Genomic DNA, 21,050 nt, shown 5'->3' with positions numbered 1-21,050 from the left:
AAAAAGTTTAAAAAAACGATTTCGAATAAGTAATTAGGCTGGCAGTAAAACCGTAAAAAAATGGAAGGTATAGACTTAAATGAATTATCAGAAATAGTACAGAGTTCAAAGATAAATTTTCTAATTGGTTCTGGAGTTTCAAGACCGTTTTTACCAGTCTTAAACGATATTGAAAAAAATCTCAATGCAGCGAATACTTTAGAGGAAAAAGAAGTTTACTATAAAGAATATCTCAATAATGTTATGTTGCCCAACATAAAGGTCTGTAAGAATGAGTTAGACACAGATGCTAGTTATCAAAAAACAAAAAAGTCGTATCAGTCATTTTGTAAAACTTTATGTTCAACATTATTAAAGAGGAAATCAACTATTTTATCCAAGCAGGCTAATATTTTCTCAACTAACATCGACGTTTTGCTAGAAACTGTTTTAGAATCCTTGCAATTTGATTACAACGATGGTTTTTCAGGTAGATTTACTCCTGTTTTTGGGCTTGAAAATTTTAAAAAATCAATCAATCAAAGGAGTTTACATTTCGACCATACTTCAGAAATACCTGTTTTTAACCTTATAAAAATACATGGCTCGCTGACGTGGAAATATAATAAGCTACGAGACAAAATACTGCTTTCTTCGGATTTAAGTCATATTGACGATAGTTTGATTGGATTAAATGGAGAAGAGTTTATCCAAAAGTATAATGACATTCTTGTGGTGAATCCAGAAGACGCAAAACACCTTGAAAGTGTTTTGGTAGTCTACTATTCCGAATTGCTAAGATTGTATTCAAGCGAATTAGAAAAAGAAAATGCATTACTATTTGTATTGGGTTTTTCTATGGAGGACAGGCATATCAGGCAAATTACCTTACGAGCAGCGAAGTCCAATCCAACGTTGAGAATTTTTGTTTGCTGTTCCAAAGGCAGTGAAGAAAAAATGGAAGCTAAAATGGAGGTTGGGCTAAACCCAAACATACATATTTATACACCGGACGCGGAAGATGCTAAGTTCACACTGGAATATTTTACTGAGAACGTATTAGATAAAATAATAGAGAATGCTCATAAATAATTCAAACAGTATAAATCAAGTTCTTTTAAAAGAGTCCATTTTTATAATTGGTAAGGTTTCATCTGTAAAAGGACGGAAGGTTGAAATAGAGGTTAAAAAGGATAAAAACTTATCTCACATTTCATATAACGGTGCGACCATTAAAAATGTGGCGGTTGGAAGCTACGTGAAAATCACAAAGGGTTTTACCGAAATAATTGGTAAGGTAGAAGGAGAGTATATAACTAGAGAAAAATTATTTAATAAGGAGTATCAAAAAGAGGAATTAAAAATATCAAGATTCCTTGACGTTGTATTGTTTGGTAGTTTTGAAAAAGGTCAGTTTAAACAAGGCATCAAGGAGATGCCTCTAATCGACAATGAATGTTATCTAATTGATAAGGATGAATTTAATCGACTTCATCAATTTTATGATACAGATGATAGAACTATTTTATTAGGTTACCTAACGGAGGAACCTCTACAACCGATAAGACTGAGTATAAAGAAATTATTCGCCAGTCATATTGGAATTTTTGGAAATACAGGCAGTGGAAAATCTAATACTCTGGCTAAAATTTATTCCGAGTTATTCTTAAAATCTCAAGATTCTTTAAATTTTAAGAAGAAGTCTCATTTTTTGTTAATCGATTTTAATGGGGAATATGTTCGCCCTGAATTAATTACGGATGACAAAAACATTTACAATTTATCCACAAGAAATAATCAAGGAGATAAATATTTCATAAAACAATCAAATATTGAGACCCTCGAGGTTATTTCTGTTCTATTGGAGGCTACGGAAAAAACACAAAGACCTTTTTTGAGCAGAGCTCTTCGAAGCAGTTTTTATGATGAAGATTTTGATAACCGGTCAAGGGAAAACATTAATAAATTATTGAAGGACATAATTCAAAAAGCTGACCCTAATTTACAGGTAAATATATTTAGTGAAATTTTTGAACACCTGAAAAGATTAGAAACTCCAGATGACGAGCTGGGTTATATCAGTGAAAAAATATTGCTAAAAATAGAGGGAGGAGAGCTTAAATACCATTCTAATAGTGTAACATATTATATTGGTACTAAATGGTCTAATGATGATTTACAAGGCGTACTTGACGCCGCTTTTCCAAATATTGATCAAATTCATATAAATCCATCAAAGTTTGGAAAAATAAAGTTTAAAATTCTTTCACAATATTTTTATGAGATAACCAATGGCTATTCAAATCAGGAGCATATAAGACCCTTGATTGGTAGAATGATTAAAAAATTTGATACCCTTGAAAAGTTGATAACGATTGACGATGCAGAGAAAAAAGAATATAAAAATCTAGAAATTGTAAACTTAAGTGATGCCAATTTGGAAATGAAAAAGACATTGCCTTTAATCATTTCAAAACAACTTTACGACGAGCATAAAGAAAAGGGAGAGTTTAAAGACAATTCTTTACATATTATAATAGATGAAGCTCATAATATATTGTCTTCTACTTCGGAAAGAGAAAGTGAAACTTGGAAAGATTATCGACTAGAAACTTTTGAAGAAATAATAAAAGAAGGGAGGAAATTCAGTACATTTCTAACAATTTCAAGTCAGAGACCTTATGATATTTCGCCTACCATTATTTCTCAATTGCATAACTATTTTATTCATAGATTGATAAACAATCATGACATTAATGCAATTCAAAAAACAGTAGCTTACCTCGACAAATTGTCTTTCGAGTCAATTCCCTTACTACCAGTTGGAAGTTGTTTTGTTGCGGGCCAATCCTCGGATATTCCCGTTAAGGTCGATGTCATTTTGTTAGATGATGATAAACAACCTAAAAGTGAAACAATTAACCTAGAAGAAGCATGGTTTATCAAAAAAGAGAATTGAAATAATGAGCTTGCGCCATTCAAAATATAATTCTGCCGAAGGATTAAAAATCACTTATTATTTAGGTGCAGGAGCAAGTTATAATGCTCTACCTATATGGTCAGAACAAGGTAGTTCAATGATTGTGGTTGCAAAGCGAGTGCTTGACCGTATAAACTCCTCCAATCTTCAAAGAAACAATAGGTTAAAAGCTTTATATCAAAATGAAACATTAATAAACTTTGCTAAGAAATTAGAAAAGTATGGTGAATTAGCTATTGAATATGGTTCGATTGATATTTATGCTAGGCGTTTACATTTACTAGATGACAAACCACAATTGAACGAGCTAAAATATTGCCTAAGCGTTTATTTTGATTTATGGGAAAAATATTTACACTTAGGTCAAAATATTAATAAAACAAGTTTCTTTTCTCAAATTGATAAAAGGTATTATAGTTTGCTCTCTGTTTTATTAGAAAAAAATGAATCAAGACCTAAACTGAATGATTTAGTGTCCTTCATAACTTGGAACTATGATTTACAGGTCGAAATGGCTTATAGTTCATTTTTGCAAAACAAAAAAAACAAGCTTGAAGATATAAATTCTGGCCTAAGTTTTCTGCCTCAACTTGATTCAGATAAGACCTTAGATGTGATTCATCTAAATGGGTTTAGAGGAGTTTTTAAACATGAAAAGAAAATCTACCCGATAGTCGAAGATGATTCTGCTGACAATATCGAAGAATATTTACTTCAGTTACTAGAAAACTACTCTCAATTCAAAAGGCCAAATCCTGATTATACTGAATGTATTAAATATGCATGGGAAGCTGATTCAAATTCCATAGAAATGGCTAAAAAGGTCATGAGCGAAACGGATATTTTGATTATTATCGGGTATTCATTTCCCTCCTTTAATCGAAGGCTTGATAGTATTTTAATCAATGCATTTGAAGAAACTGGATATCATGACATAATTTACCAAGACCCTTTTGCAAATATTGATATTATCGAATCTTTATTTAGTAATTCGGCTGATGTAAAACTAGAAAAATTAAACACCAAACAATTCTATATTCCTCATGAATTCCTTTTCCCTTCTCCGGGAGCCGAAATTTCCTTTGGGTAAGATCCATGAAAATTTTGGCTAATACAGTGGAATAGTGGACTATAACTTTTTAATCGCCGAACTAGTCAATCCAGTATGCTTTTTGATATCGGCGTCAGACATTCCGCTAGCTTTTAAGGATTTTGCAATATCCAAAGCTTTTTGCTTTTCTGCCCGCTTTTTCTCAATATCGATTTTCCATTGTTCCAACTCCTTTTTTTCGGGGCCCATAATTTCAAATAGACCCGATTTTTTGAGTTTGTCCATAACACCCATGTCGGCTAGACTGACATAGCTTTTTTCAGTAATGATAAGATGGTCGAGCACCTCGATATTGATCAATTTACCCACTTTAAGCATACGGTCGGTAAACTCGTTGTCGCCTTTTGAAAGGTCGGTGGAACCACTGGGGTGGTTATGTACGAGAATCAGTTTTACGGCCAGTTTATAGATGGCCATGCGAAACACATCGGGCGGGTCGGCATTCACACGGTTTACCGCACCAAGACCTATGAGTTCAATGAAAAGTATCTTATGTTCATTGTCAAGACCAACGACCCAAAAATGCTCCTGATTTCTACGGATTTTGTTTTCCCGTAGCAAAATCTGCTGCATAATTGCATAGATATCGGTTGAATTGAGCACTTTTATTTTCTGCTCCTTGGTCAGTCGTACGTTCATATCCCAAAGATACGATTTGTTAACATTCGAGAGGTAAACGGCCTAAGAGAACTTTGGCGAAAACAATAGGGGAGAGGAGCGTTAAAAATTTTAGGGGGTGTGTTACTATTTCTGTTAATCTGCAAAATGTTTCTATAACTTCAAATCGGTCTTAAGGGTCAGCGTGGATCCTAAAATTTAGCGACCGACCCGTACATTGTTTCCAAAGTTATCTGTAAGCCTTGATTTTTTTGTTTCTTTTTTTATCAAGAAAAAAAGAAAAGATACCTTCGCTACATGCAAGATTTCCAAAGCCAAGCAGAAAATACGTTAAGGTCGGAAATGACCAATGCAGGGCTTGAAATCTACCCAGCCAAAAATGCGAGGGAAGGGGTTGATTTCTTGGTTCAAAATTCTAATGGAAAACAAACTGTATTGTATCTACAAGCGGCTGATTTAATCGCCTTGCAAAGCGTAAAAATCCCAAAAGAAAAACTAGGTGAACCCAAAGAAAACTTATGGGTAGCCTTGATAGGTTTTATACAAAATGCGAAACCGTTGATATTCTTGATACCTTCAAAAACCCTTGCAAAACCTGATGATTTTGTGTTTTTTGGGCATGATGTCAGCCCACATACATATTTATCAAATTGGGAAATCAAGGTCTTTACAAACGGAATGAAAGTTCTTGGCGAGTATATTTTCCATAATCAAATTGAGCATTTGAAATAAGCACACATCTCTACATTATGTCAAATAGACTAAAGAAAAGTCTGTTCGGAACACAAAGGGTAGCAAGTGTTTAGAAATTTATGCTCCGCTAAATTTTAAACTTTTGCGACAAATTGACGCAATGGTCGTGAAAAATTTATGGTTGTGAAGTTCCTCGTAAATCAAGTATTTGAAAATAGTTAAAAGGTTTTGCTTTTTTTGGCGCTGGCCAAGCGTTGGCAAATTGTGTTTAGAAATGAACGCCATTAAGCGTTTATTTATAAAAAACAATCGAGCGATTGGCTGTGCGGCAATTTTACATAACGACTAATTATGAGTACAGACTGAAGGTTTCTCGCAGGGGTTGACGAATTTCGAAGTTTGTAATAAACATTCTTCTGTGTGAAAATATTTCTAGTAGCGTAAACCTGCCTGCCGGCAGGCAGGTTAAAAAGGTTGATGACCCTGTTGCTACGCTGAATAAAAAGAATACTGGCGAGGGATATTTTACATAATAGAATTATGACCTACAGCTAAAAGGTTGAATCAGAAAAAGTACAAACAAATCTGTATCATAATTTATATTATGTCAAATAAAATTTGTGCCATTTTGTTATAAAACACACATATTTGGCTATATCCTCCAATTATTTATACACTTTATCGAAAAAAAAAAGAAGATTTAAGAACAATGCACCAAATTGCATCGTATAACAAAAATAGTAACACTATTGGCGTAAGAGAACTACTAATACAAATTAACTTAAAAACTTCACGGAATAATGAAAAGTTCCCCTTTTTTTCTATCTGCATTGGCATTGATATTGATTACTACAAGTTGTAAAAAGGATGATGTATCTACCGTAATCCTTCAAAGTACCGAATATAAATTGCAGGCCATTGGAGCGACTGGTATTACAGGAACGGTAACCTTTACCGAAGATAGTGATGGCAAAACAGAAGTCTTGGTGGAATTGGACGATGGTTCCTCCGTGGCCGTGCATCCTGCCTATATCCGATTCAATACTTCGGAAGAAGGTGGCGCCGTTGCCTTAACGCTAAATCCCTGTGAATGTCAAATCAGCAGGACTACCGTTTCAAAACTGGACGTGGGAACTTCAATTTCCTATGAGGGCCTGTTACAATTGGATGGGCATGTGAGCATTCACGAAAGTCCGGATGATTACACCGTTATCTCGGCTGCCAATATCGGCGCAAATGCTGACTAAAAAGAAAGCAATCTGAATTAGAAAACCCTGATTGAAACAACAATCAGGGTTTTTTATTTGAAAATGGGATGTACCCGGGTCAATAATTCCGAACCCCACGCATATACTCTTCCACCCCCCGCTGCAGCTCATTGAATGCCAAGAACTGCTGCCGAACTCGGTCTACAAAATCACCTGTGTGTGTTTTAGGTCCCCGTAATGATAGTATAATTTCCTTATTGGTACTACTTAAGGTATCCAAACCGTTCCTTAAGGCTTCTATCCGTTCGAACAAGCTATAGGTCTTTGGCTCGCAGACATAGGAATTCAATTTGTTCCGTAACTGTCCCACATTCTGTTGACTACGCTCCAATTTCAATACCAAAGTGCTTTTTTCAAGGTGGTCTTGGATGGGTGCTCTGTAGTCTCCTTTTAGGGATTTCATAGGATACGGATTTAGGGGGTTATAGCCAATATCTCACAGTACGCTTAAAATTAGAAAAAAATCATATCCCTAATCCGCCGATTATCAGACTTTAACGTTTTTTTAGAATAAACTTTAAGTTTAGTTTAAATAGGGTGTATTTGATTTTCATTTCGCTTCTCTTTATCTTTCCCCGCAAACCTAAATTGTATCCCATGAACATCCATTTTGAGTATCATGATGTCCAGGCCAGCGGCCGATTGGAGGAATTGGCATCCAAGAAAATCAATAAATTGGTGGACAAGTACGATTTCATCGTCCGGGCCGATGTCTTTTTTAAGACGGAGAACACCTCGGAACCGGACACGGGCAAAATCTGTAATATTCGCCTAAGTGCCCCGGGGCCACGACTCTTTGCGGAAGCCAGCCATGCTTCCTTTGAGGCCTCTATCTCGGAATCGGTGGACGACCTGCGTCGACAACTCCGGAAGCGAAAGGAAAAAATGAAGTCACGCTAAAGCGGTAGATACATAGGTATGACCACCCGTAATCCTGTGCAATACCCTAAGCATAAAGAGGAATCTTAATCCTCCTCCTCGTTCCCAAATTCGATATCCACCCAGGTCTTGGAAAGTCTATGGGAAAAGGGATTCTCATGAAGGTCATTTTGCAAGGCCCTACGCTTGCGTTCGGAAATATCCAGAGAGTCCAGAATCCGCATTTTTCGGCGCATCTCGGCTATTCGCAATTGCTTCAGTGCCAACCGCTCCTCTACCGATTTAATCAGTCGGGGTTCAAAACGTTCCATATAGGTCCGTTTGTTGACTTTCAATTCCTCATTTTCCGTGGTCTGGGCGGTTAAGGTATGCACCCCCAAAAGCAAGGTAAGCAACCCAAGCGTGCAGCTCGCCAAATTTTTCATTTCAAGATTAAATATGTTCTATCCTCAAAATACCATATTTTTAGGACACTACACGAATTCCCGGCTACACCGGACGCTATATCGAATTTTACCTTCTTTTTATCGACCCAAATTATTGGTTACCTTTGGCACACTTCATGAATCGTTCATCGTATGAAATCCAAAGGAATTCTTTTTCTAGTCTTATCGCTTGTACAGTCCACCCTTGTCCTTGCCCAAAATGGAATTTCCACGGCAGAGATCAGCTTTACTTTTGTATCCAAGAATGTGGACGGAAGCATTTCGGGTTTTAGCTCCTCCTCCTCTATTGATACGGATAACCTATCCGCCTCAAACTTTACCGGTTCCGTAAATGTGGAAACCCTAAAGACCGGGAATTTTCTTCGGGACTGGTCCTTAAAGGGCAAAAAATATTTCAATGCGGACACCTATCCGGAAATACATTTTGAAAGCACTTCCGTAGAAACCACCGTTACGGGTTTTAAAGTTATGGGCAATCTTACCCTAAAGGGAAAAACCAAACCGCTGACCTTGGATTTTACCCAAAAGGCGAATCGGTTAAGGGGGACCACTACCCTATTTTCCTCGGATTTTGGAATCAACATTAAAAAACAAAGGGAGGACAATGAAGTAGTCGTAACTCTCCTGCTGACCCTGGACTAGCGGTCGGTCAAATTCTTTTCCAAGATCTATTGCCATCAAAAAATGGATTGTTAACTTGGCGCCTTAAAAATGCGCTATGTGGATATGGGTTCTGTTTATTGCCTTGGTCATGGTTTTCTTGGCCTTGGATCTTGGGGTGTTCCATCGGCATGAACATGTTATACGCAGCAAGGAAGCCGGAATGTGGACCGCACTTTGGGTATCCGTGGCCCTGGGTTTTAGTGGGGTCATCTATTGGTTGTTCTCCAGTGGATTGGTAGAAAACCCTACGGGGTTGACACCCAACGCCGCGGTTCTTAAATATGTTACCGGATACCTAATAGAACTTTCCCTAAGTATCGATAACGTATTTGTCATTGCCGTAATCTTCGCCACGTTTAACATCCCCCCACTCTACCAACACCGGGTGCTTTTTTGGGGGATTCTCGGCGCTATCGTGTTTCGAGGGCTTATGATCGTTTTTGGGGTGGCCTTAATCAACATATTCGATTGGATCATTTACGTGTTCGGGGCGTTCCTGCTCTATACGGCCTTTAAGATGCTACGGTCGGACGATTCCGAATTCGATCCGCAAAAATCCTTCATGTTTAGACAGCTTAAAAAGTTGTACCCCATAACAACGACCATCAACGGACATGATTTCTTTGTAAAACGTATGGGGGTCACCGCTGCCACTCCCCTATTTGTGGCCTTGGTCATCATTGAGGTTACCGATGTCCTTTTTGCCTTGGATAGTATTCCGGCTATTCTGGCCATTACCGCAGATCCATTCATTGTATTTAGTTCCAACATCCTGGCCATTTTAGGACTGCGTTCCATGTATTTTCTGATATCACGAATGCTGCAAAAGTTTCGTTTTATAAATTATAGCCTTGTAGTCATTTTGGCCTTTGTAGGTCTCAAAATGCTGTTCGCCCATCAAATTGAACTGCCCGAATGGGTATCATTGACTGTAATCACGGCATCCCTTGTTGTTGGAATCGTGGCTTCCCTGATAATCCCCGAAAAAAAGAAGGAAACTGGGGACGTTTCACCGAAATCTTAGGGTACATTTACCCAGGCTTGTTGTTTGTTGCTGACAATGATGGCTTCCGCCAATACCAATTCCCGCAATCCGTCGGTAAAATCCGGAAATTTCCATTCAGCTTGGGGTCGGCCTGTTCGTATCGCCCCATAAACTTCTCGGAACAGCTGCTTGGAGGTATCCGCAAAGCCCTCGTTATGCCCTCCGGGATAGGAAGCGATTTGGCCGGCCTCGGTATGGAACAAACTGGGATCTCGAAACAGTAAATCATTGGCTTCGTCCCGTTTTCCTATCCAAAGTTCATTGGGCTTTTCGGATTCCCAAGCCAGGCTCAATTTGGAAGCCGAAATTTCCAAGGCCAAACGGTTCTTTCGCCCTGCCGCGACTTGGCTTACGGTTATAGATCCCGTATGGCCATTGTTAAACCGAAGCAGAACGTGGGCCGTATCCTCAGTATCTATGGGAATATCGGCATAGTCCTCAGGTTTCAAAAGCTTTCCGGAATACGTTTCCACAGGAACCAGGGGTTTTTTACGGGTCTTATGGACCGTATTAAAATCGGCCATAACCGCTGTAATCTTGAGTCCAGTAATGTATTCCAAGAGATCCAAAAGATGGGAGCCTATATCCGCAACCGCTCGGGATTCACCGGATTTTTCAGGTTCCAACCGCCAATTGTAATCGGTCTCATAAAAGAGCCAATCCTGAAAATACGATCCCAGGACGGTATGAATGCTTCCCAATTCGCCCTTCTCCCGCATCATTTTCATTTGCCGTATCAGCGGATAGTAGCGTATGTTGAAGTGGACGGCATTTACGCGATTTTTGCTTTTTGCCAGGGCCACTAGTTCCTCGGCCTCCGAAATTTGGGTCGCCAGGGGTTTTTCACAGACCACGTGCAGGCCTTGGGCCATAGCCTTTTGGGCCATTTCAAAATGAAGGAAATTGGGGGTGCAGATGTGTACGCAATCCAATTGGTCACTACTTAAAAAGGTATCGTAATCCTGGTAATACCGTTCTATTCCCAATTGTTCCGCCTTCATTTGGATGGCATCGTTGTGATGGTGGACGGAAACCACTTCCAGACCTGGTATTCTTCGCAATGCTTCAATATGTATGGGGCCAATGAACCCCAAGCCCGCAACGCCGATTCGTATTTTTTTCATGGCACTTATCCGTTAGTTCGTATTAATACCCACTGGGTGTATCGGCAATGACCACATCCTTGTCCGCCCCGTCCCCAAATCGTTCCTTGGCTTCCTGGATGATGGCCACGGTGGCCGTAGCCCCAATACGGCTTACGCCAAAGGCCCTTACCTCTAGCAGGCCGTCCAAGGTACGTACGCCCCCAGCCGCCTTAACCTGTACTTGGGGATCGGAATGGGAACGCATCAGCTCCAGATCTTTGGAGGTTGCCCCTTTATAATTGTAGCTCCCGTCCGCTCCTTTTACAAAACCATAGCCGGTACTGGTCTTCACAAAGTCTACACCCAGTTTGGAGCATATTTCGCAGAGCCTGATCTTATACTTGTCCTCGGGGAGGTGGTCGTTCTCGAAAATGACTTTAAGAATTCCGTTATTTTCATGGGTCGCCTTGCAGACCGCTGCGATTTCGCGTTCCACATAGTCCCAATCTTCCTGTAAGACCTTCCCAATATTTACTACCATATCAATTTCAACGGCGCCATCCTTACAGGCCTGTAGCGTTTCCGCCACTTTGATCTCCAGGGTGGAATTCCCATGGGGAAACCCAATTACCGTACCTACCAATACGTTGGAGTTCTTTAAAATCTCCACCGCCAAGGGAACGGCATACGGCTTTATGCATACCGAGGCCACATCATAGTCAAGGGCTATTTTACAGCCTTTTAGCATATCGGCATCCGTCATAGTGGGATGTAAAAGGGAGTGATCGATCATTTTGGCGAGCTCATGGACTTTAGGATGTACTATCATTGGAACTATTGGGTTTTAATTAAAAAAATTACTTATCGCGTACTTTTCGGTGTTGCAATACAGCGAACTATAGATGTGAAAATCGGATTTGGTAGTCAGGTATTTTCTATGGATATGAAGTACGGGGGTATTGGGAGCCAGATTCAAACGTTTTAGAATGGTTTTCGGGGCATGTATGGCCCTTACATCCTGTAGCACCTTTAGAATTTCAATTTTGTATGCCTGCTGCAAGGTGGCAAACAGCGAACCCTTCCCCATGGTCTCCACTAGCTTGGGAACGCCCTTTTGTGGAATATAGGTAAACTCCAACATTACGGGATGCCCCTCCACGCTTCTCAAACGTTCCAGGAAAAAACAGCCCTCCTCCTTTTCGGATGGGGTGAGTTCATAGAAAAATGGGGATGGCCAAACCCCGATCTCCCCCATTTTTAGGTTCTGTGTAGTGGACGACAATGCAGAGGATTCCAAAACTTCGGAAAACCCCTTGAAGGTTAAAAGTCCCAGGGTCTTTCGGTCATTGACCACCACACTTCCAATACCCATTCGCTTTTCGATAAATCCTTCGCGAACCAGTTCCTGCAATCCCTGCCGTACCGTGGCCCTGGTAATGTTATATTTGGCGCTCAATTCATTTTCGGAGGGCAATAGGGAACCTTTGGAAATAGCTCCCGAAAGAATACCTTGCTTTAGGGTCAGATGAAGCTTTTTATATTGGGGCAGGGTCTTCTCCATCAGGATAAAAATTGACGCAGATAATTGCGACTGGTCAAGATTGCGGCCCTCACATCGGCTTCAGAACCTTCAAAGGCCTTATCCTCCACCTCTATGCAAACGGGGCCTTTATAGCCCACGGTGGTAAGGGCAGAAAAGAAATCGCGCCACCGTACATCCCCCAATCCCGGTATCTTGGGCGAGTGATATTCCAAGGGATAGGCCAATATGCCCACCTTATCCAGTTTGTCCTTGTACACTTTTACGTCCTTTAGATGAATATGGAACAGCTTGTCCCTAAAATCATAGATCGGCTGTATTTCATCCATTTGCATCCATACCAAATGGGACGGATCGTAATTGAGTCCGAAGTTATCGCTGGGAATCAGGTTGAACATTTTATCCCAAATTGCCGGGGAAATCGCCAGATTTTTGCCTCCGGGCCATTCATCCCGGGTAAAAAGCATGGGACAATTCTCAATCCCTATCCGAACACCCTCCTTTTCGGCCAAGGTGATGATATCCGGCCAAACTTCCTTGAACCTATCCAGATTATAGTCCACGTTCTTTTGCGGATTCCTTCCGATAAAGGTATTTACCACAGGTATCCCCAATTTTGGGGCAGCGGAAATCAACTTCTTGAGATGTTCAATATAGACCGAGGCATTTTCCATATTCGGATCCAGGGGGTTGGGATAATACCCCAATCCGGATATATAGATGTCTTTTTCCTGCAATACTTGCTGAATGGCATCCCTTTGGGCATCCAAGGTATCCACATCAATATGGGTTACACCGGCATAGCGACGTGTATCCTCCCCACCTTTGGGCCAGCACATCGCCTCAATACATTGAAACCCATTTTCCGAGGCAAAATGAACGACTTCCCGAAAACTCTTCTCCGCCAGTATGGCACTTACAAATCCTAGATGAAACATAATGGTGTTTTACCCAAATATAGGAATCCCAACCTGTCTATACAAGTTAAATTTGAAGCATAAATGCGCATCCGTAAAAACCAAGGCGCTAAAATGCACTTTTGGGGAAGTATTACCATCCGAACGCCCTTAGGGTTAAGTCCGTTAGTTGGGTTTGAAAACAAGATGGTATATCTTGCCTACGGCCCAATTGCCCAAGGGAAAATAAAGTCCGAAGAAAAGTGCCATTCCCAAGGAGAAATTGCGGATGCCAAAAAACTGGTCCAAGATGTTATCGGGATAGGCATATGAGGTCTGCAAGGCGTATCCGCCAAACTCCAAAAGACACATGGCTATAAGGCCATAGGCGTACTGGGTGTGAAAGGGAAGGCCGCGCAACAAAAGGGAAATAGGTACCATATACAGGATATAGGTGGTAATCACCTGCCACCAATAGGTAAATTTGGCGATTTCCACTTGTGTGCCGAACCAATTCATCCCCAGGCCCCACAAAAAATAGACGATACAATAAATCAAGATCAATCGCCTGTCTACTTTAAGTCTGGGGAGGGCCCATTTTAAAAATTCCTTCATCCTATTTTTTTGAAAGTTTGGTCTCAATAATATCCAAGGCATCACCCACGGTCTGCATCTGTTCCATATCCTCGTTCTCCAACATAATATCAAATGCATCCTCAACATCCAAGACAATATCCACCAGATGGGCGGAATTGATATTGAGCTCATTGGTAAAATGACTTTTTTCCGATATATCGCCAACGGATACATCTTCGGGAAGGTAGATTCGTATAATATCCCTTAGCTTGTGATAGCGCTCTTCGTTCATCTTTTCATAGCAATTTAGACTTCTGGAAGTCGTTGAGGCATCAGTCGTTAAAAGCCCTAAAAATAACACATGCATTTACATCTCCAAAACCAAAACTGGCTTTCGCGATAATTTTTGGGGAATAGGACAGTGTTTTTACGGGGATTTTGGTAGCGTCTACCCTGTTTGAAATCTCAGGGTGCAAATCCTCACAATTACTATTGCCAAATAGGCAATTGTGCTGAAATTGCAATAGGGCACCAACGCACTCAAGACTTCCAGCCGCCGCTAAACAATGGCCGAACAAGCTCTTAAAGGCATTGACATAGGGAAAATCTGATCCCTCCCGTTTCAGAGCAAGGCTCCAGTTCTTGATTTCGATAGGGTCTTTAACCGTTGCGGTAAGATGGCCATTGATTACGTCCACCTCATTTTTTTGGATTCCAGCTTGCCCTATCGCCTGCACGATACACCTTTGTACGGCTTCGTTATTGGGGGCCGTCATGCTACCGCCTGCGCGTTGTCCGCCACTGTTGACCGCTCCTCCCAATACTTCGGCATAAATCCGTACTCCCCTGGCCTTGGCACTTTCCAAGGATTCCAATACCAAGGCTCCCGCCCCACTACTTGGTACGAATCCGGCCGCGGAGGCACTGAGGGGCCTACTGCCTTCGGAAGGCGTATCGTTATACTGCCTGGGCAGAATACGCATGGCGTCGAACCCCCCCCAAACATAGGGCCCACTATCACTGCAACTCCCGCCTAGCATGCGTTCCGCCTTCCCTGAAACAATGCGGTCATAGGCCATTAATATAGCCTCGGTTCCCGTTGTACAGGCCGATGAATTGGTGGTTACTTGATTGCCACAACCCAAAATACCCCCTAAGTAGGCACTTATGCCACTGGCCATGGTCTGCAATACGGTGGTACTTCCCAAACGCCTTACCTTATGATCGTCCACTAAATGGATGGATTCCCGAAATTTGTCGACCCCTAAGATCCCGGTGCCGAATACGATCCCGCTTTCCCAGTCGGGTTTGTCCTTGTCCTGGGGTTCCAATCCGGCATCCTTCCATGCATCGATACCTGCAATGACGCCATAAACGATGCCACTGGCGTTTAGACCACGAAGCTGCAGGGGCGTAAAGTAGTGATTGATCAGATTATCCTTTATCAAGGGTTCCCCCGCGATTTGACAGCCAAAATTCAATTCCTTTAGTTGAGGTTGAAAGCGGATACCACTCTTCCCGTACCGCAAGGAGTCCGTAAATGCGTCAAGGCCCACTCCGTTAGGCGCACAGACACCGAGACCCGTAATGACGACTCTCCTATTCAATATCCTGCAACTTTAACATTCCTGAAATGATTCCCTTACACACCAATTGCCCTGCGACATTGTGCATTTTTACCCGGCATTTTAACTTATTAAAGCGAAAATAGATTTTCTCGGAGGTAACCGTCACTTTTTCATCGGGCAATACGGGATGATAAAAGTCCATCTCCGAGTTGCTTAGACCCACTGAAATTTGGGAATCCTTGTTTTCTTTAATATAAGTTTTCATTAAAAAAATCCCCAGACACACCAGTCCAATCTGTGCACAGCACTCGGTCAGGATTACCCCGGGGGTAACCGGAAAATCCTTGAAATGACCCTGGTAAAAACCCAAATCCCGGGAAAAGGTATAGCTCCCCACTACCCTATCCTCGGTCACTTCCAGAAGCTCCTCTACAAAAAGAAAAGGGGCCCTATAGGGAAGCAAATCCAAAATCTCCTTATTTTCCAAAATCCCTTTGTTTATCTAAGGCTTTCGCCCCCATCTACTTTTATTACCGTTCCCGTAATCCATTGAGCCTCTTTGGTAGTCAGCAGGTATACTACATTTGCCACGTCCTCCGGGGTGGTCAAACGGCCATTGGGATTACGTTTCAAGGCACTATTCCTCAACCGCTCATGACCGGGAATCCTTTGAAAGGCTTGGGTCTCCACCACACCGGCCTGAATACAATTCGCCTTAATGCCCAAGGGCGCAAATTCCAAGGCAATATTCCTCGTAATGGCCTCCAAGGTGACTTTTGCCGCTGACACGGCCGCATACCCCGGCCAGGCCTTGGTATTCCCTTCACTGGTAAAGGATATGATCCGAGCATCGTTTGCCAACAATTCCAATCCGACCAAATCCTTGGTCCAATCATAAAGACTCAGGGCCATAGCGTTTAGGGTAAGCTGAAAATCTTGCTGGTTTAAGGTACTTTCCGTTTCCCCATACATAGGTTTAAGACTACCTTTCGCAATACTATGCACCAAGACCTGTATGCTTTCTTCCTTTCCCAAATGGGCCTTTATTTTCTGAAGGGCCTCCCTTCTTTTCTCGGGATTGGCCACGTCCATATTATAACCCAGTAACTGGACACCCAGGGTACGGATTTCCCGAAAATGTGATTCAATCTGCTCCAAATCCGATCGCCTATCCCGATGCACAACTAGGATATTAAAGCCATGGTACGCCAATTTTTTTGCCGTGGCAAGTCCCAGCCCGCTGCTACCTCCCAATAATAAGGCCCATTTCGTATTTCTAATCTCGCTCATATACGCTACTAAAACAACCGTCTTAAGTCCGCAGTCTTTAATCTTTATTCTATTGTCTTTATTCTATTATCTTTTGTATCCGCTACCAATTACTTGCCAGGGCCTCCAAAACTCACTTTTTTACCACTCCAGCAATACGCGTTGTGCCGAAAATCCGGGGCCAAAGCTCAATAACAAGCCTTGTTGCCCCGGCGGTATCTCCCTTTCCAAAAATCGTTCCAGGACATAAAGAACGGTAGCACTGCTCATATTACCATATTTTCGCAAAACTTCACGGGTGTCGTCAATATTTTTTCCCAATTTGCCAAAGAGCTCCTCTACGGTCTGTACGATCTTCCGACCTCCGGGATGAAAAATCAAGTGATCCACATTTTCAATTGACGTTCCATATTTTTCCAGAAAAGGATGGATTATCCTCGGGAAATGTTCGGCTATGGTCTCCGGTACCGAAGGATCCAAAATCATTTTTAGCCCGGTATTCGTCAGATCGAATCCCATAAGATGCGTGGCTTCCCTAAAATGATACATTCCTTCTCCCAGTATCCTGGGGCCCGGTGCATCATTTTCAGAGGACAGCAGTACACAGGCGGCTCCATCACCAAAAATGGCCGCACTCACCATATTGGCCATGGAAAAGTCATTCAGTTGAAAGGTCGCGGTAGGACTTTCCACCGCTATGAGCGCCAATCGTTTCCCCGGATTGGATTTTAGAAAGTTATGGGCATAAATTAATCCGGAAATTCCGGCAGCGCATCCCATTTCTGTTACCGGGAGCCGTACAATATCCTGTTTGAGTCCCAAATCGTTGACCAAATAAGCATCTAGGGAAGGAATCATGATTCCGGTACAACTCACCGTTACGATATAGTCCAATGATTCGGGTGACCAACCGCTTTGTTCCAGGGCCTTCTCCAAAACCGATTTCCCCAATTTCTTGATTTCCCTAACGTATATCGCATTTTTTTCCTCAAAAGAGGTAGCCGTAAATACTTCCTTAATGTCCATGATCCCGTAGCGCCTTTCCACTCCGGCCCTTTCAAAGATTTTGATGACTTTCCGGCGAAATCGTTCTTCCTGACCGCTTAACCAGAAATCGACAAAAGGAAGAATATCCTTGGTATCCCTGGAATAGGGTGGTAATACCTTGGCAGTAGAAACTATACGTACCTCATTCATATGTTCGGGTTAGTCGATTCATTTTAATGATCCATACATATCTAAAGGCCCATTGCCATATAATTTTGTGTTCCACTCCTAAGATCCCTTTCGAAAATTGCGTCAATTCAGCTTTGGTAAACCCCCGGGCTATGGAAACCAATCCATCGTTTTTAGCCATTGCGGTATGTATAAAAATAAGGCTAAACACCTTAAAAAGGGAATAGGCCAAAGGGCTTCTTTGTAAGTCGTTGATTACAATACCGATACGGGCCAATTTGCCGAACCGTTTTAGAATGGCCGGAATCTCCTCATCGTAAAAATGGTGCAGGGTCAAGGTGGTTATCAACATATCGCATTCCAATCCGCTGGCATCCGAATCCAAGATATCCTTTTTCAGGTAGGTAATTTCAGGAAAATCCAAGGATGCCTCGCGGGCCATCCGAAGCGCATTCCCGTTCAAATCGATTCCGAGACACTTTACATTTTTACCGATCCGCCTAAAAAAGAGAACTACCTCCCTTAGCATGGCCCCGTCCCCACAGCCCATATCCAAAACCGTATAGCTATCCCTTGGATTTTGGGAAACAAGTTGGGACAATGCCTTAATGGTAGCCCTGTTTCCTCCTAAAATCCGATTGGCCCTGTTGATATCCCGTAATACATTTTCCAATGTTTGTTGGGACACTTCGGGGTTGTCCATGAGTTCCGATTCCCTGCTCCTTTTTGAAAAATCCATTTTCATAGTATGGGCTTACCATGGGTTTGTTTGATCAAATACCGCAATAACCTAGGAGACCGGGTGGCCAAACCCAAGGCGATATGGGATAGTTCTCTATTGATCAACAGCGATTGAAGCTGTCTGCCCATCCATAAACGATAGCCAAAATTATTCTTCCATAAGGCCGTATACCGCTTCTCCATGATGCCGCGATCAAATGTAGAATCGGTCAAATAAAGATGTATCTGTTCCGAAGCCAGTTTGGCGGAATGGATGGCCATGGCCATACCATTGCCACAAAGTGGATGTATAAGCCCAGCGGTATCTCCGCACATGATTACGTGTTCCTTTACGGTCTCCTTTTTTTCGAACGAAACCTGTGCAATGGCCAACGGCTCCTTGAACAAGGGCTCGGCGTCTTCCAAGAAAGCACCCAGAAAAGGATTCTTGGCCACTACATTTTCGTTGAACCTATGAACATCGTTTTCTCTTCGAAAACTGCTGTACGACACCAAATAGCAAAAGTTTACGGCTCCGGTTTCCGTTCTGGAAAGTCCACCATACCCTCCCTCAAAGGTATGGAGCGCCACCAGATTATCCGGGAAATCTTGGTATGCGTAATGGGCCTTTATGCCCAACCAGCGTGATTTTTTCCGAAAGAAAGGCCTGTCTAGGTGTTTATCCAGATTGCTCCGTTTTCCATAGGCGCCAATAACCATTTTAGCTGAAAATGTATCACCGGATGCCGTGCGTACCTGGAATAGGTCATCGGCGAACTGTATAGCGGTTACATTTCCAAAAACAAAGGGGATATTCCTTTCTAAGGCCGCCTCATAAAGCAGATTATCCAAGGCATATCGGCTGATTCCCTTTCCTCCTAGGGGGAGTTTGCCCTTTATGGATTTTCCGGATACCGTACTCAATTGCAGGGTGTCTATGGAAACGGTGTTGGTAGTGTCCAGGGAAATTCCAAGTTTTTTCAGATAGGGAACTACTTCCGCGGAAACATATTCGCCACAGACCTTATGATGGGGATATTGTTGTTTTTCGCAAACCAATACCGCATGTCCATACTGCTCTAAATGTAAAGCTGCGGTAAGACCTGCCAATCCGCCCCCAACAATAATCACATCAAAATACTCCACTAAGGAAAGATAGGCATTTCAAAAAAAATCCCGACCAAACAGCCGGGATTCATCATAAAAACTGGAACTTTTTTAATTCTTGGACTGGGTTCTTGCTTCCTGTTTCAGTTCATCACTTGCCATAATGGCCAATTCAACCCTCCTGTTCTTTGCTTTTCCTTCCGAAGTGGAATTATCCGCAACCGGTTGATTCTCACCATACCATTTTGTAGTAAACCTTCCACTATCCAGACCTTGGGATACCAGATAATTGGAAACGGACTCCGCACGTTGTTGCGACAATTTCATATTATATTCATCGGGGCCGGCACTGTCCGTATGACCTTCTATCAAAATAATGGATTTAGGGTATTCCTTGAAGATTCCGGCCAATGTATTCAAGGTCTCGGCCGAAGTGCCTTTTACATTGGACTTATTGGTATCAAAATACACCCCTTGGCCTTCATTGAAGGTAACATTGATACCTTCTCCAACACGGGTAACTTCGGCCCCGGGAATTTCCTCCTCGATACGCTCGGCCTGCCGATCCATACGATCTCCGATGTAACCTCCGGCAACACCACCGATGGCCGCACCAATAAGGGCACCAAGTACAGTATTGCCCTTGCCCACGTTGTTTCCGATAACCCCACCGATAACCGCACCGCCACTGGCTCCTATCACGGCTCCTTTTTGTTTGTTGTTGGCGTTCTGGACCGTTTTACAACTGATGACCAAGGTAAGGGCCATCATTACATACACACTCTTTCGTATAGCTTTCATCTTGTTTTGCTTTTATTGTTTTTTGGTAAAGTCATAGACTATGGTAACGGATTCCCCGTCCACGGACACATTGGATTTAAGGGTCATGTTTTGTTCGGATAAGGAAGCAATATTCAAACGATAACCTACACCACCGTCAATATCCTTATTCTTTTCATTAATGAATTTAAATTGCAATTGGCTTGTATAGTTTTCCGGACGTTCAACAACGGACCAACGGATGTACCTATCCCCACCATTGCAAAGGGTAGACGGACTTATGGTATAGCGTCCGGTGCTATTATTGTCCCTAAAGAACCATTCGCTGTCCTCAAAACAAATATCCTCGGCATCGTTAAAAATGACGGATTTGAAGTTCCCGGTATTGTTCTCATAGGAAACATTGTCCAAGTTCCAAGTACCGCTTAACAGGTTTCTTTGGCTTCGCGCCGATTTTGAAACCGAACAGGATACGGATAACAGGGCCATAGCCGAAAGCAGTAAAAAAGCTTTTTTCATTGGTGTTAATTTTTTTGGTTTTCCTATATACGGGCAAAGGTAAATTTTGGCCTTTCCTTTTTTAAGAATTTTTTGTTAAACGTCAAAAGGAGATTTCCGATAAGGACATTTTGCATTCCGCATACTTTATTT

Annotated in this window: 25 protein-coding genes; 8 read left to right on the top strand and 17 right to left on the bottom strand. The window is 42.0% G+C overall.

What is annotated here, in order from left to right; all coding sequences use genetic code 11:
* Positions 1-60 precede the first annotated feature (60 nt).
* From ACO06Y_RS16530 to ACO06Y_RS16520, 3 genes are read left to right on the top strand one after another with little or no spacing between them, the layout of a single operon-like run.
* Positions 61-1,071, top strand: a complete 1,011-nt coding sequence (locus tag ACO06Y_RS16530; RefSeq protein WP_422080109.1) for an SIR2 family protein — start codon at positions 61-63, stop codon at positions 1,069-1,071.
* A complete protein-coding gene (locus tag ACO06Y_RS16525) occupies positions 1,058-2,938 on the top strand; it encodes an ATP-binding protein (RefSeq protein WP_422080108.1) in 1,881 nt (626 codons plus the stop codon). Before ACO06Y_RS16530 ends, ACO06Y_RS16525 begins: the two co-directional genes overlap by 14 nt.
* Before the next feature lie 4 nt (positions 2,939-2,942).
* Positions 2,943-4,049: a hypothetical protein gene (locus tag ACO06Y_RS16520; protein ID WP_422080107.1), complete on the top strand. Its 1,107-nt coding sequence runs from the start codon at positions 2,943-2,945 to the stop codon at positions 4,047-4,049.
* Positions 4,050-4,088: 39 nt separating this feature from the next.
* On the opposite strand, the gene ACO06Y_RS16515 is transcribed toward ACO06Y_RS16520, so the two are convergent.
* On the bottom strand, positions 4,089-4,709 hold the full coding sequence (locus ACO06Y_RS16515) for a JAB domain-containing protein (RefSeq protein WP_422080106.1): 621 nt from the start codon (positions 4,707-4,709) through the stop codon (positions 4,089-4,091).
* A 276-nt stretch (positions 4,710-4,985) separates the two neighbouring features.
* On the opposite strand from ACO06Y_RS16515, the gene ACO06Y_RS16510 reads away from it, so the two are divergent.
* Together ACO06Y_RS16510 and ACO06Y_RS16505 are read left to right on the top strand one after the other, a co-directional pair.
* On the top strand, positions 4,986-5,420 hold the full coding sequence (locus ACO06Y_RS16510) for a hypothetical protein (protein WP_422080105.1): 435 nt from the start codon (positions 4,986-4,988) through the stop codon (positions 5,418-5,420).
* Positions 5,421-6,181: 761 nt separating this feature from the next.
* The gene (locus tag ACO06Y_RS16505) at positions 6,182-6,628 is read left to right on the top strand and encodes a hypothetical protein (RefSeq protein WP_422080104.1); all 447 of its coding nucleotides are present in this window, start codon (positions 6,182-6,184) and stop codon (positions 6,626-6,628) included.
* 79 nt (positions 6,629-6,707) lie between these two features.
* Here the strand turns inward: ACO06Y_RS16505 and ACO06Y_RS16500 are convergent, their stop codons facing one another.
* Positions 6,708-7,052 (bottom strand): hypothetical protein, encoded by a 345-nt coding sequence (locus ACO06Y_RS16500; RefSeq protein ID WP_422080103.1) that lies wholly within the window; start codon positions 7,050-7,052, stop codon positions 6,708-6,710.
* A gap of 194 nt (positions 7,053-7,246) precedes the next feature.
* Between ACO06Y_RS16500 and hpf the strand changes: the two genes are divergently transcribed.
* On the top strand, positions 7,247-7,549 hold the full coding sequence (hpf, locus tag ACO06Y_RS16495; RefSeq protein ID WP_422080102.1) for a ribosome hibernation-promoting factor, HPF/YfiA family: 303 nt from the start codon (positions 7,247-7,249) through the stop codon (positions 7,547-7,549).
* Between the two features lie 65 nt (positions 7,550-7,614).
* On the opposite strand, the gene ACO06Y_RS16490 is transcribed toward hpf, so the two are convergent.
* The gene (locus ACO06Y_RS16490; RefSeq protein WP_422080101.1) at positions 7,615-7,953 is read right to left on the bottom strand and encodes a hypothetical protein; all 339 of its coding nucleotides are present in this window, start codon (positions 7,951-7,953) and stop codon (positions 7,615-7,617) included.
* A gap of 153 nt (positions 7,954-8,106) precedes the next feature.
* Between ACO06Y_RS16490 and ACO06Y_RS16485 the strand changes: the two genes are divergently transcribed.
* Both ACO06Y_RS16485 and ACO06Y_RS16480 read left to right on the top strand, forming a co-directional pair.
* Positions 8,107-8,616 carry a YceI family protein gene (locus tag ACO06Y_RS16485; RefSeq protein WP_422080100.1) on the top strand — a complete coding sequence of 170 codons (510 nt, stop codon included), beginning with the start codon at positions 8,107-8,109 and terminating at the stop codon, positions 8,614-8,616.
* A gap of 76 nt (positions 8,617-8,692) precedes the next feature.
* A complete protein-coding gene (locus ACO06Y_RS16480; RefSeq protein WP_422080099.1) occupies positions 8,693-9,661 on the top strand; it encodes a TerC family protein in 969 nt (322 codons plus the stop codon).
* On the opposite strand, the gene ACO06Y_RS16475 is transcribed toward ACO06Y_RS16480, so the two are convergent.
* From ACO06Y_RS16475 to ACO06Y_RS16410, 14 genes are all read right to left on the bottom strand, one after another.
* Positions 9,658-10,806: a Gfo/Idh/MocA family protein gene (locus ACO06Y_RS16475; protein WP_422080098.1), complete on the bottom strand. Its 1,149-nt coding sequence runs from the start codon at positions 10,804-10,806 to the stop codon at positions 9,658-9,660. The two genes, ACO06Y_RS16480 and ACO06Y_RS16475, sit on opposite strands and share 4 nt — an antisense overlap.
* Positions 10,807-10,828: 22 nt before the next feature.
* Positions 10,829-11,596, bottom strand: a complete 768-nt coding sequence (gene deoC, locus ACO06Y_RS16470; protein WP_422080097.1) for a deoxyribose-phosphate aldolase — start codon at positions 11,594-11,596, stop codon at positions 10,829-10,831.
* A gap of 15 nt (positions 11,597-11,611) precedes the next feature.
* On the bottom strand, positions 11,612-12,328 hold the full coding sequence (locus ACO06Y_RS16465) for a GntR family transcriptional regulator (RefSeq protein ID WP_422080096.1): 717 nt from the start codon (positions 12,326-12,328) through the stop codon (positions 11,612-11,614).
* The gene (locus tag ACO06Y_RS16460; RefSeq protein WP_422080095.1) at positions 12,328-13,245 is read right to left on the bottom strand and encodes a sugar phosphate isomerase/epimerase family protein; all 918 of its coding nucleotides are present in this window, start codon (positions 13,243-13,245) and stop codon (positions 12,328-12,330) included. Before ACO06Y_RS16460 ends, ACO06Y_RS16465 begins: the two co-directional genes overlap by 1 nt.
* 144 nt (positions 13,246-13,389) lie before the next feature.
* Positions 13,390-13,818: a hypothetical protein gene (locus tag ACO06Y_RS16455; protein WP_422080094.1), complete on the bottom strand. Its 429-nt coding sequence runs from the start codon at positions 13,816-13,818 to the stop codon at positions 13,390-13,392.
* Position 13,819: 1 nt separating this feature from the next.
* Positions 13,820-14,071, bottom strand: a complete 252-nt coding sequence (locus ACO06Y_RS16450; protein WP_422080093.1) for an acyl carrier protein — start codon at positions 14,069-14,071, stop codon at positions 13,820-13,822.
* Positions 14,072-14,111: 40 nt separating this feature from the next.
* On the bottom strand, positions 14,112-15,386 hold the full coding sequence (locus tag ACO06Y_RS16445; protein ID WP_422080092.1) for a beta-ketoacyl-[acyl-carrier-protein] synthase family protein: 1,275 nt from the start codon (positions 15,384-15,386) through the stop codon (positions 14,112-14,114).
* The gene (locus ACO06Y_RS16440) at positions 15,379-15,834 is read right to left on the bottom strand and encodes a 3-hydroxyacyl-ACP dehydratase FabZ family protein (RefSeq protein ID WP_422080091.1); all 456 of its coding nucleotides are present in this window, start codon (positions 15,832-15,834) and stop codon (positions 15,379-15,381) included. Before ACO06Y_RS16440 ends, ACO06Y_RS16445 begins: the two co-directional genes overlap by 8 nt.
* Before the next feature lie 11 nt (positions 15,835-15,845).
* On the bottom strand, positions 15,846-16,637 hold the full coding sequence (locus ACO06Y_RS16435) for an SDR family oxidoreductase (protein ID WP_422080090.1): 792 nt from the start codon (positions 16,635-16,637) through the stop codon (positions 15,846-15,848).
* A 120-nt stretch (positions 16,638-16,757) separates the two neighbouring features.
* The gene (locus ACO06Y_RS16430; protein ID WP_422080089.1) at positions 16,758-17,813 is read right to left on the bottom strand and encodes a type III polyketide synthase; all 1,056 of its coding nucleotides are present in this window, start codon (positions 17,811-17,813) and stop codon (positions 16,758-16,760) included.
* Positions 17,806-18,531: a methyltransferase domain-containing protein gene (locus tag ACO06Y_RS16425; protein ID WP_422080088.1), complete on the bottom strand. Its 726-nt coding sequence runs from the start codon at positions 18,529-18,531 to the stop codon at positions 17,806-17,808. Before ACO06Y_RS16425 ends, ACO06Y_RS16430 begins: the two co-directional genes overlap by 8 nt.
* 2 nt (positions 18,532-18,533) lie before the next feature.
* Complete coding sequence (locus tag ACO06Y_RS16420) at positions 18,534-19,658, bottom strand: NAD(P)/FAD-dependent oxidoreductase (RefSeq protein WP_422080087.1); 1,125 nt, start codon at positions 19,656-19,658, stop codon at positions 18,534-18,536.
* Between the two features lie 72 nt (positions 19,659-19,730).
* The gene (locus ACO06Y_RS16415; protein WP_422080086.1) at positions 19,731-20,420 is read right to left on the bottom strand and encodes an OmpA family protein; all 690 of its coding nucleotides are present in this window, start codon (positions 20,418-20,420) and stop codon (positions 19,731-19,733) included.
* A gap of 12 nt (positions 20,421-20,432) precedes the next feature.
* Complete coding sequence (locus ACO06Y_RS16410) at positions 20,433-20,918, bottom strand: lipocalin family protein (protein WP_422080085.1); 486 nt, start codon at positions 20,916-20,918, stop codon at positions 20,433-20,435.
* Positions 20,919-21,050 lie beyond the last annotated feature (132 nt).

Source organism: Ulvibacterium sp. (assembly GCF_965228935.1).
Classification (GTDB): Bacteria; Bacteroidota; Bacteroidia; order Flavobacteriales; family Flavobacteriaceae; genus Ulvibacterium.
This window is presented reverse-complemented; position numbering and strand designations above follow the sequence as displayed.

Coding starts and splice junctions, on each gene's coding strand:
- ACO06Y_RS16530 (WP_422080109.1), top strand. CDS start 61: ATGGAAGGTATAGACTTAAATGAATTATCAGAAATAGTACAGAGTTCA.
- ACO06Y_RS16525 (WP_422080108.1), top strand. CDS start 1,058: ATGCTCATAAATAATTCAAACAGTATAAATCAAGTTCTTTTAAAAGAG.
- ACO06Y_RS16520 (WP_422080107.1), top strand. CDS start 2,943: ATGAGCTTGCGCCATTCAAAATATAATTCTGCCGAAGGATTAAAAATC.
- ACO06Y_RS16515 (WP_422080106.1), bottom strand. CDS start 4,709: ATGAACGTACGACTGACCAAGGAGCAGAAAATAAAAGTGCTCAATTCA.
- ACO06Y_RS16510 (WP_422080105.1), top strand. CDS start 4,986: ATGCAAGATTTCCAAAGCCAAGCAGAAAATACGTTAAGGTCGGAAATG.
- ACO06Y_RS16505 (WP_422080104.1), top strand. CDS start 6,182: ATGAAAAGTTCCCCTTTTTTTCTATCTGCATTGGCATTGATATTGATT.
- ACO06Y_RS16500 (WP_422080103.1), bottom strand. CDS start 7,052: ATGAAATCCCTAAAAGGAGACTACAGAGCACCCATCCAAGACCACCTT.
- hpf (WP_422080102.1), top strand. CDS start 7,247: ATGAACATCCATTTTGAGTATCATGATGTCCAGGCCAGCGGCCGATTG.
- ACO06Y_RS16490 (WP_422080101.1), bottom strand. CDS start 7,953: ATGAAAAATTTGGCGAGCTGCACGCTTGGGTTGCTTACCTTGCTTTTG.
- ACO06Y_RS16485 (WP_422080100.1), top strand. CDS start 8,107: ATGAAATCCAAAGGAATTCTTTTTCTAGTCTTATCGCTTGTACAGTCC.
- ACO06Y_RS16480 (WP_422080099.1), top strand. CDS start 8,693: ATGTGGATATGGGTTCTGTTTATTGCCTTGGTCATGGTTTTCTTGGCC.
- ACO06Y_RS16475 (WP_422080098.1), bottom strand. CDS start 10,806: ATGAAAAAAATACGAATCGGCGTTGCGGGCTTGGGGTTCATTGGCCCC.
- deoC (WP_422080097.1), bottom strand. CDS start 11,596: ATGATAGTACATCCTAAAGTCCATGAGCTCGCCAAAATGATCGATCAC.
- ACO06Y_RS16465 (WP_422080096.1), bottom strand. CDS start 12,328: ATGGAGAAGACCCTGCCCCAATATAAAAAGCTTCATCTGACCCTAAAG.
- ACO06Y_RS16460 (WP_422080095.1), bottom strand. CDS start 13,245: ATGTTTCATCTAGGATTTGTAAGTGCCATACTGGCGGAGAAGAGTTTT.
- ACO06Y_RS16455 (WP_422080094.1), bottom strand. CDS start 13,818: ATGAAGGAATTTTTAAAATGGGCCCTCCCCAGACTTAAAGTAGACAGG.
- ACO06Y_RS16450 (WP_422080093.1), bottom strand. CDS start 14,071: ATGAACGAAGAGCGCTATCACAAGCTAAGGGATATTATACGAATCTAC.
- ACO06Y_RS16435 (WP_422080090.1), bottom strand. CDS start 16,637: ATGAGCGAGATTAGAAATACGAAATGGGCCTTATTATTGGGAGGTAGC.
- ACO06Y_RS16430 (WP_422080089.1), bottom strand. CDS start 17,813: ATGAATGAGGTACGTATAGTTTCTACTGCCAAGGTATTACCACCCTAT.
- ACO06Y_RS16425 (WP_422080088.1), bottom strand. CDS start 18,531: ATGGATTTTTCAAAAAGGAGCAGGGAATCGGAACTCATGGACAACCCC.
- ACO06Y_RS16415 (WP_422080086.1), bottom strand. CDS start 20,420: ATGAAAGCTATACGAAAGAGTGTGTATGTAATGATGGCCCTTACCTTG.
- ACO06Y_RS16410 (WP_422080085.1), bottom strand. CDS start 20,918: ATGAAAAAAGCTTTTTTACTGCTTTCGGCTATGGCCCTGTTATCCGTA.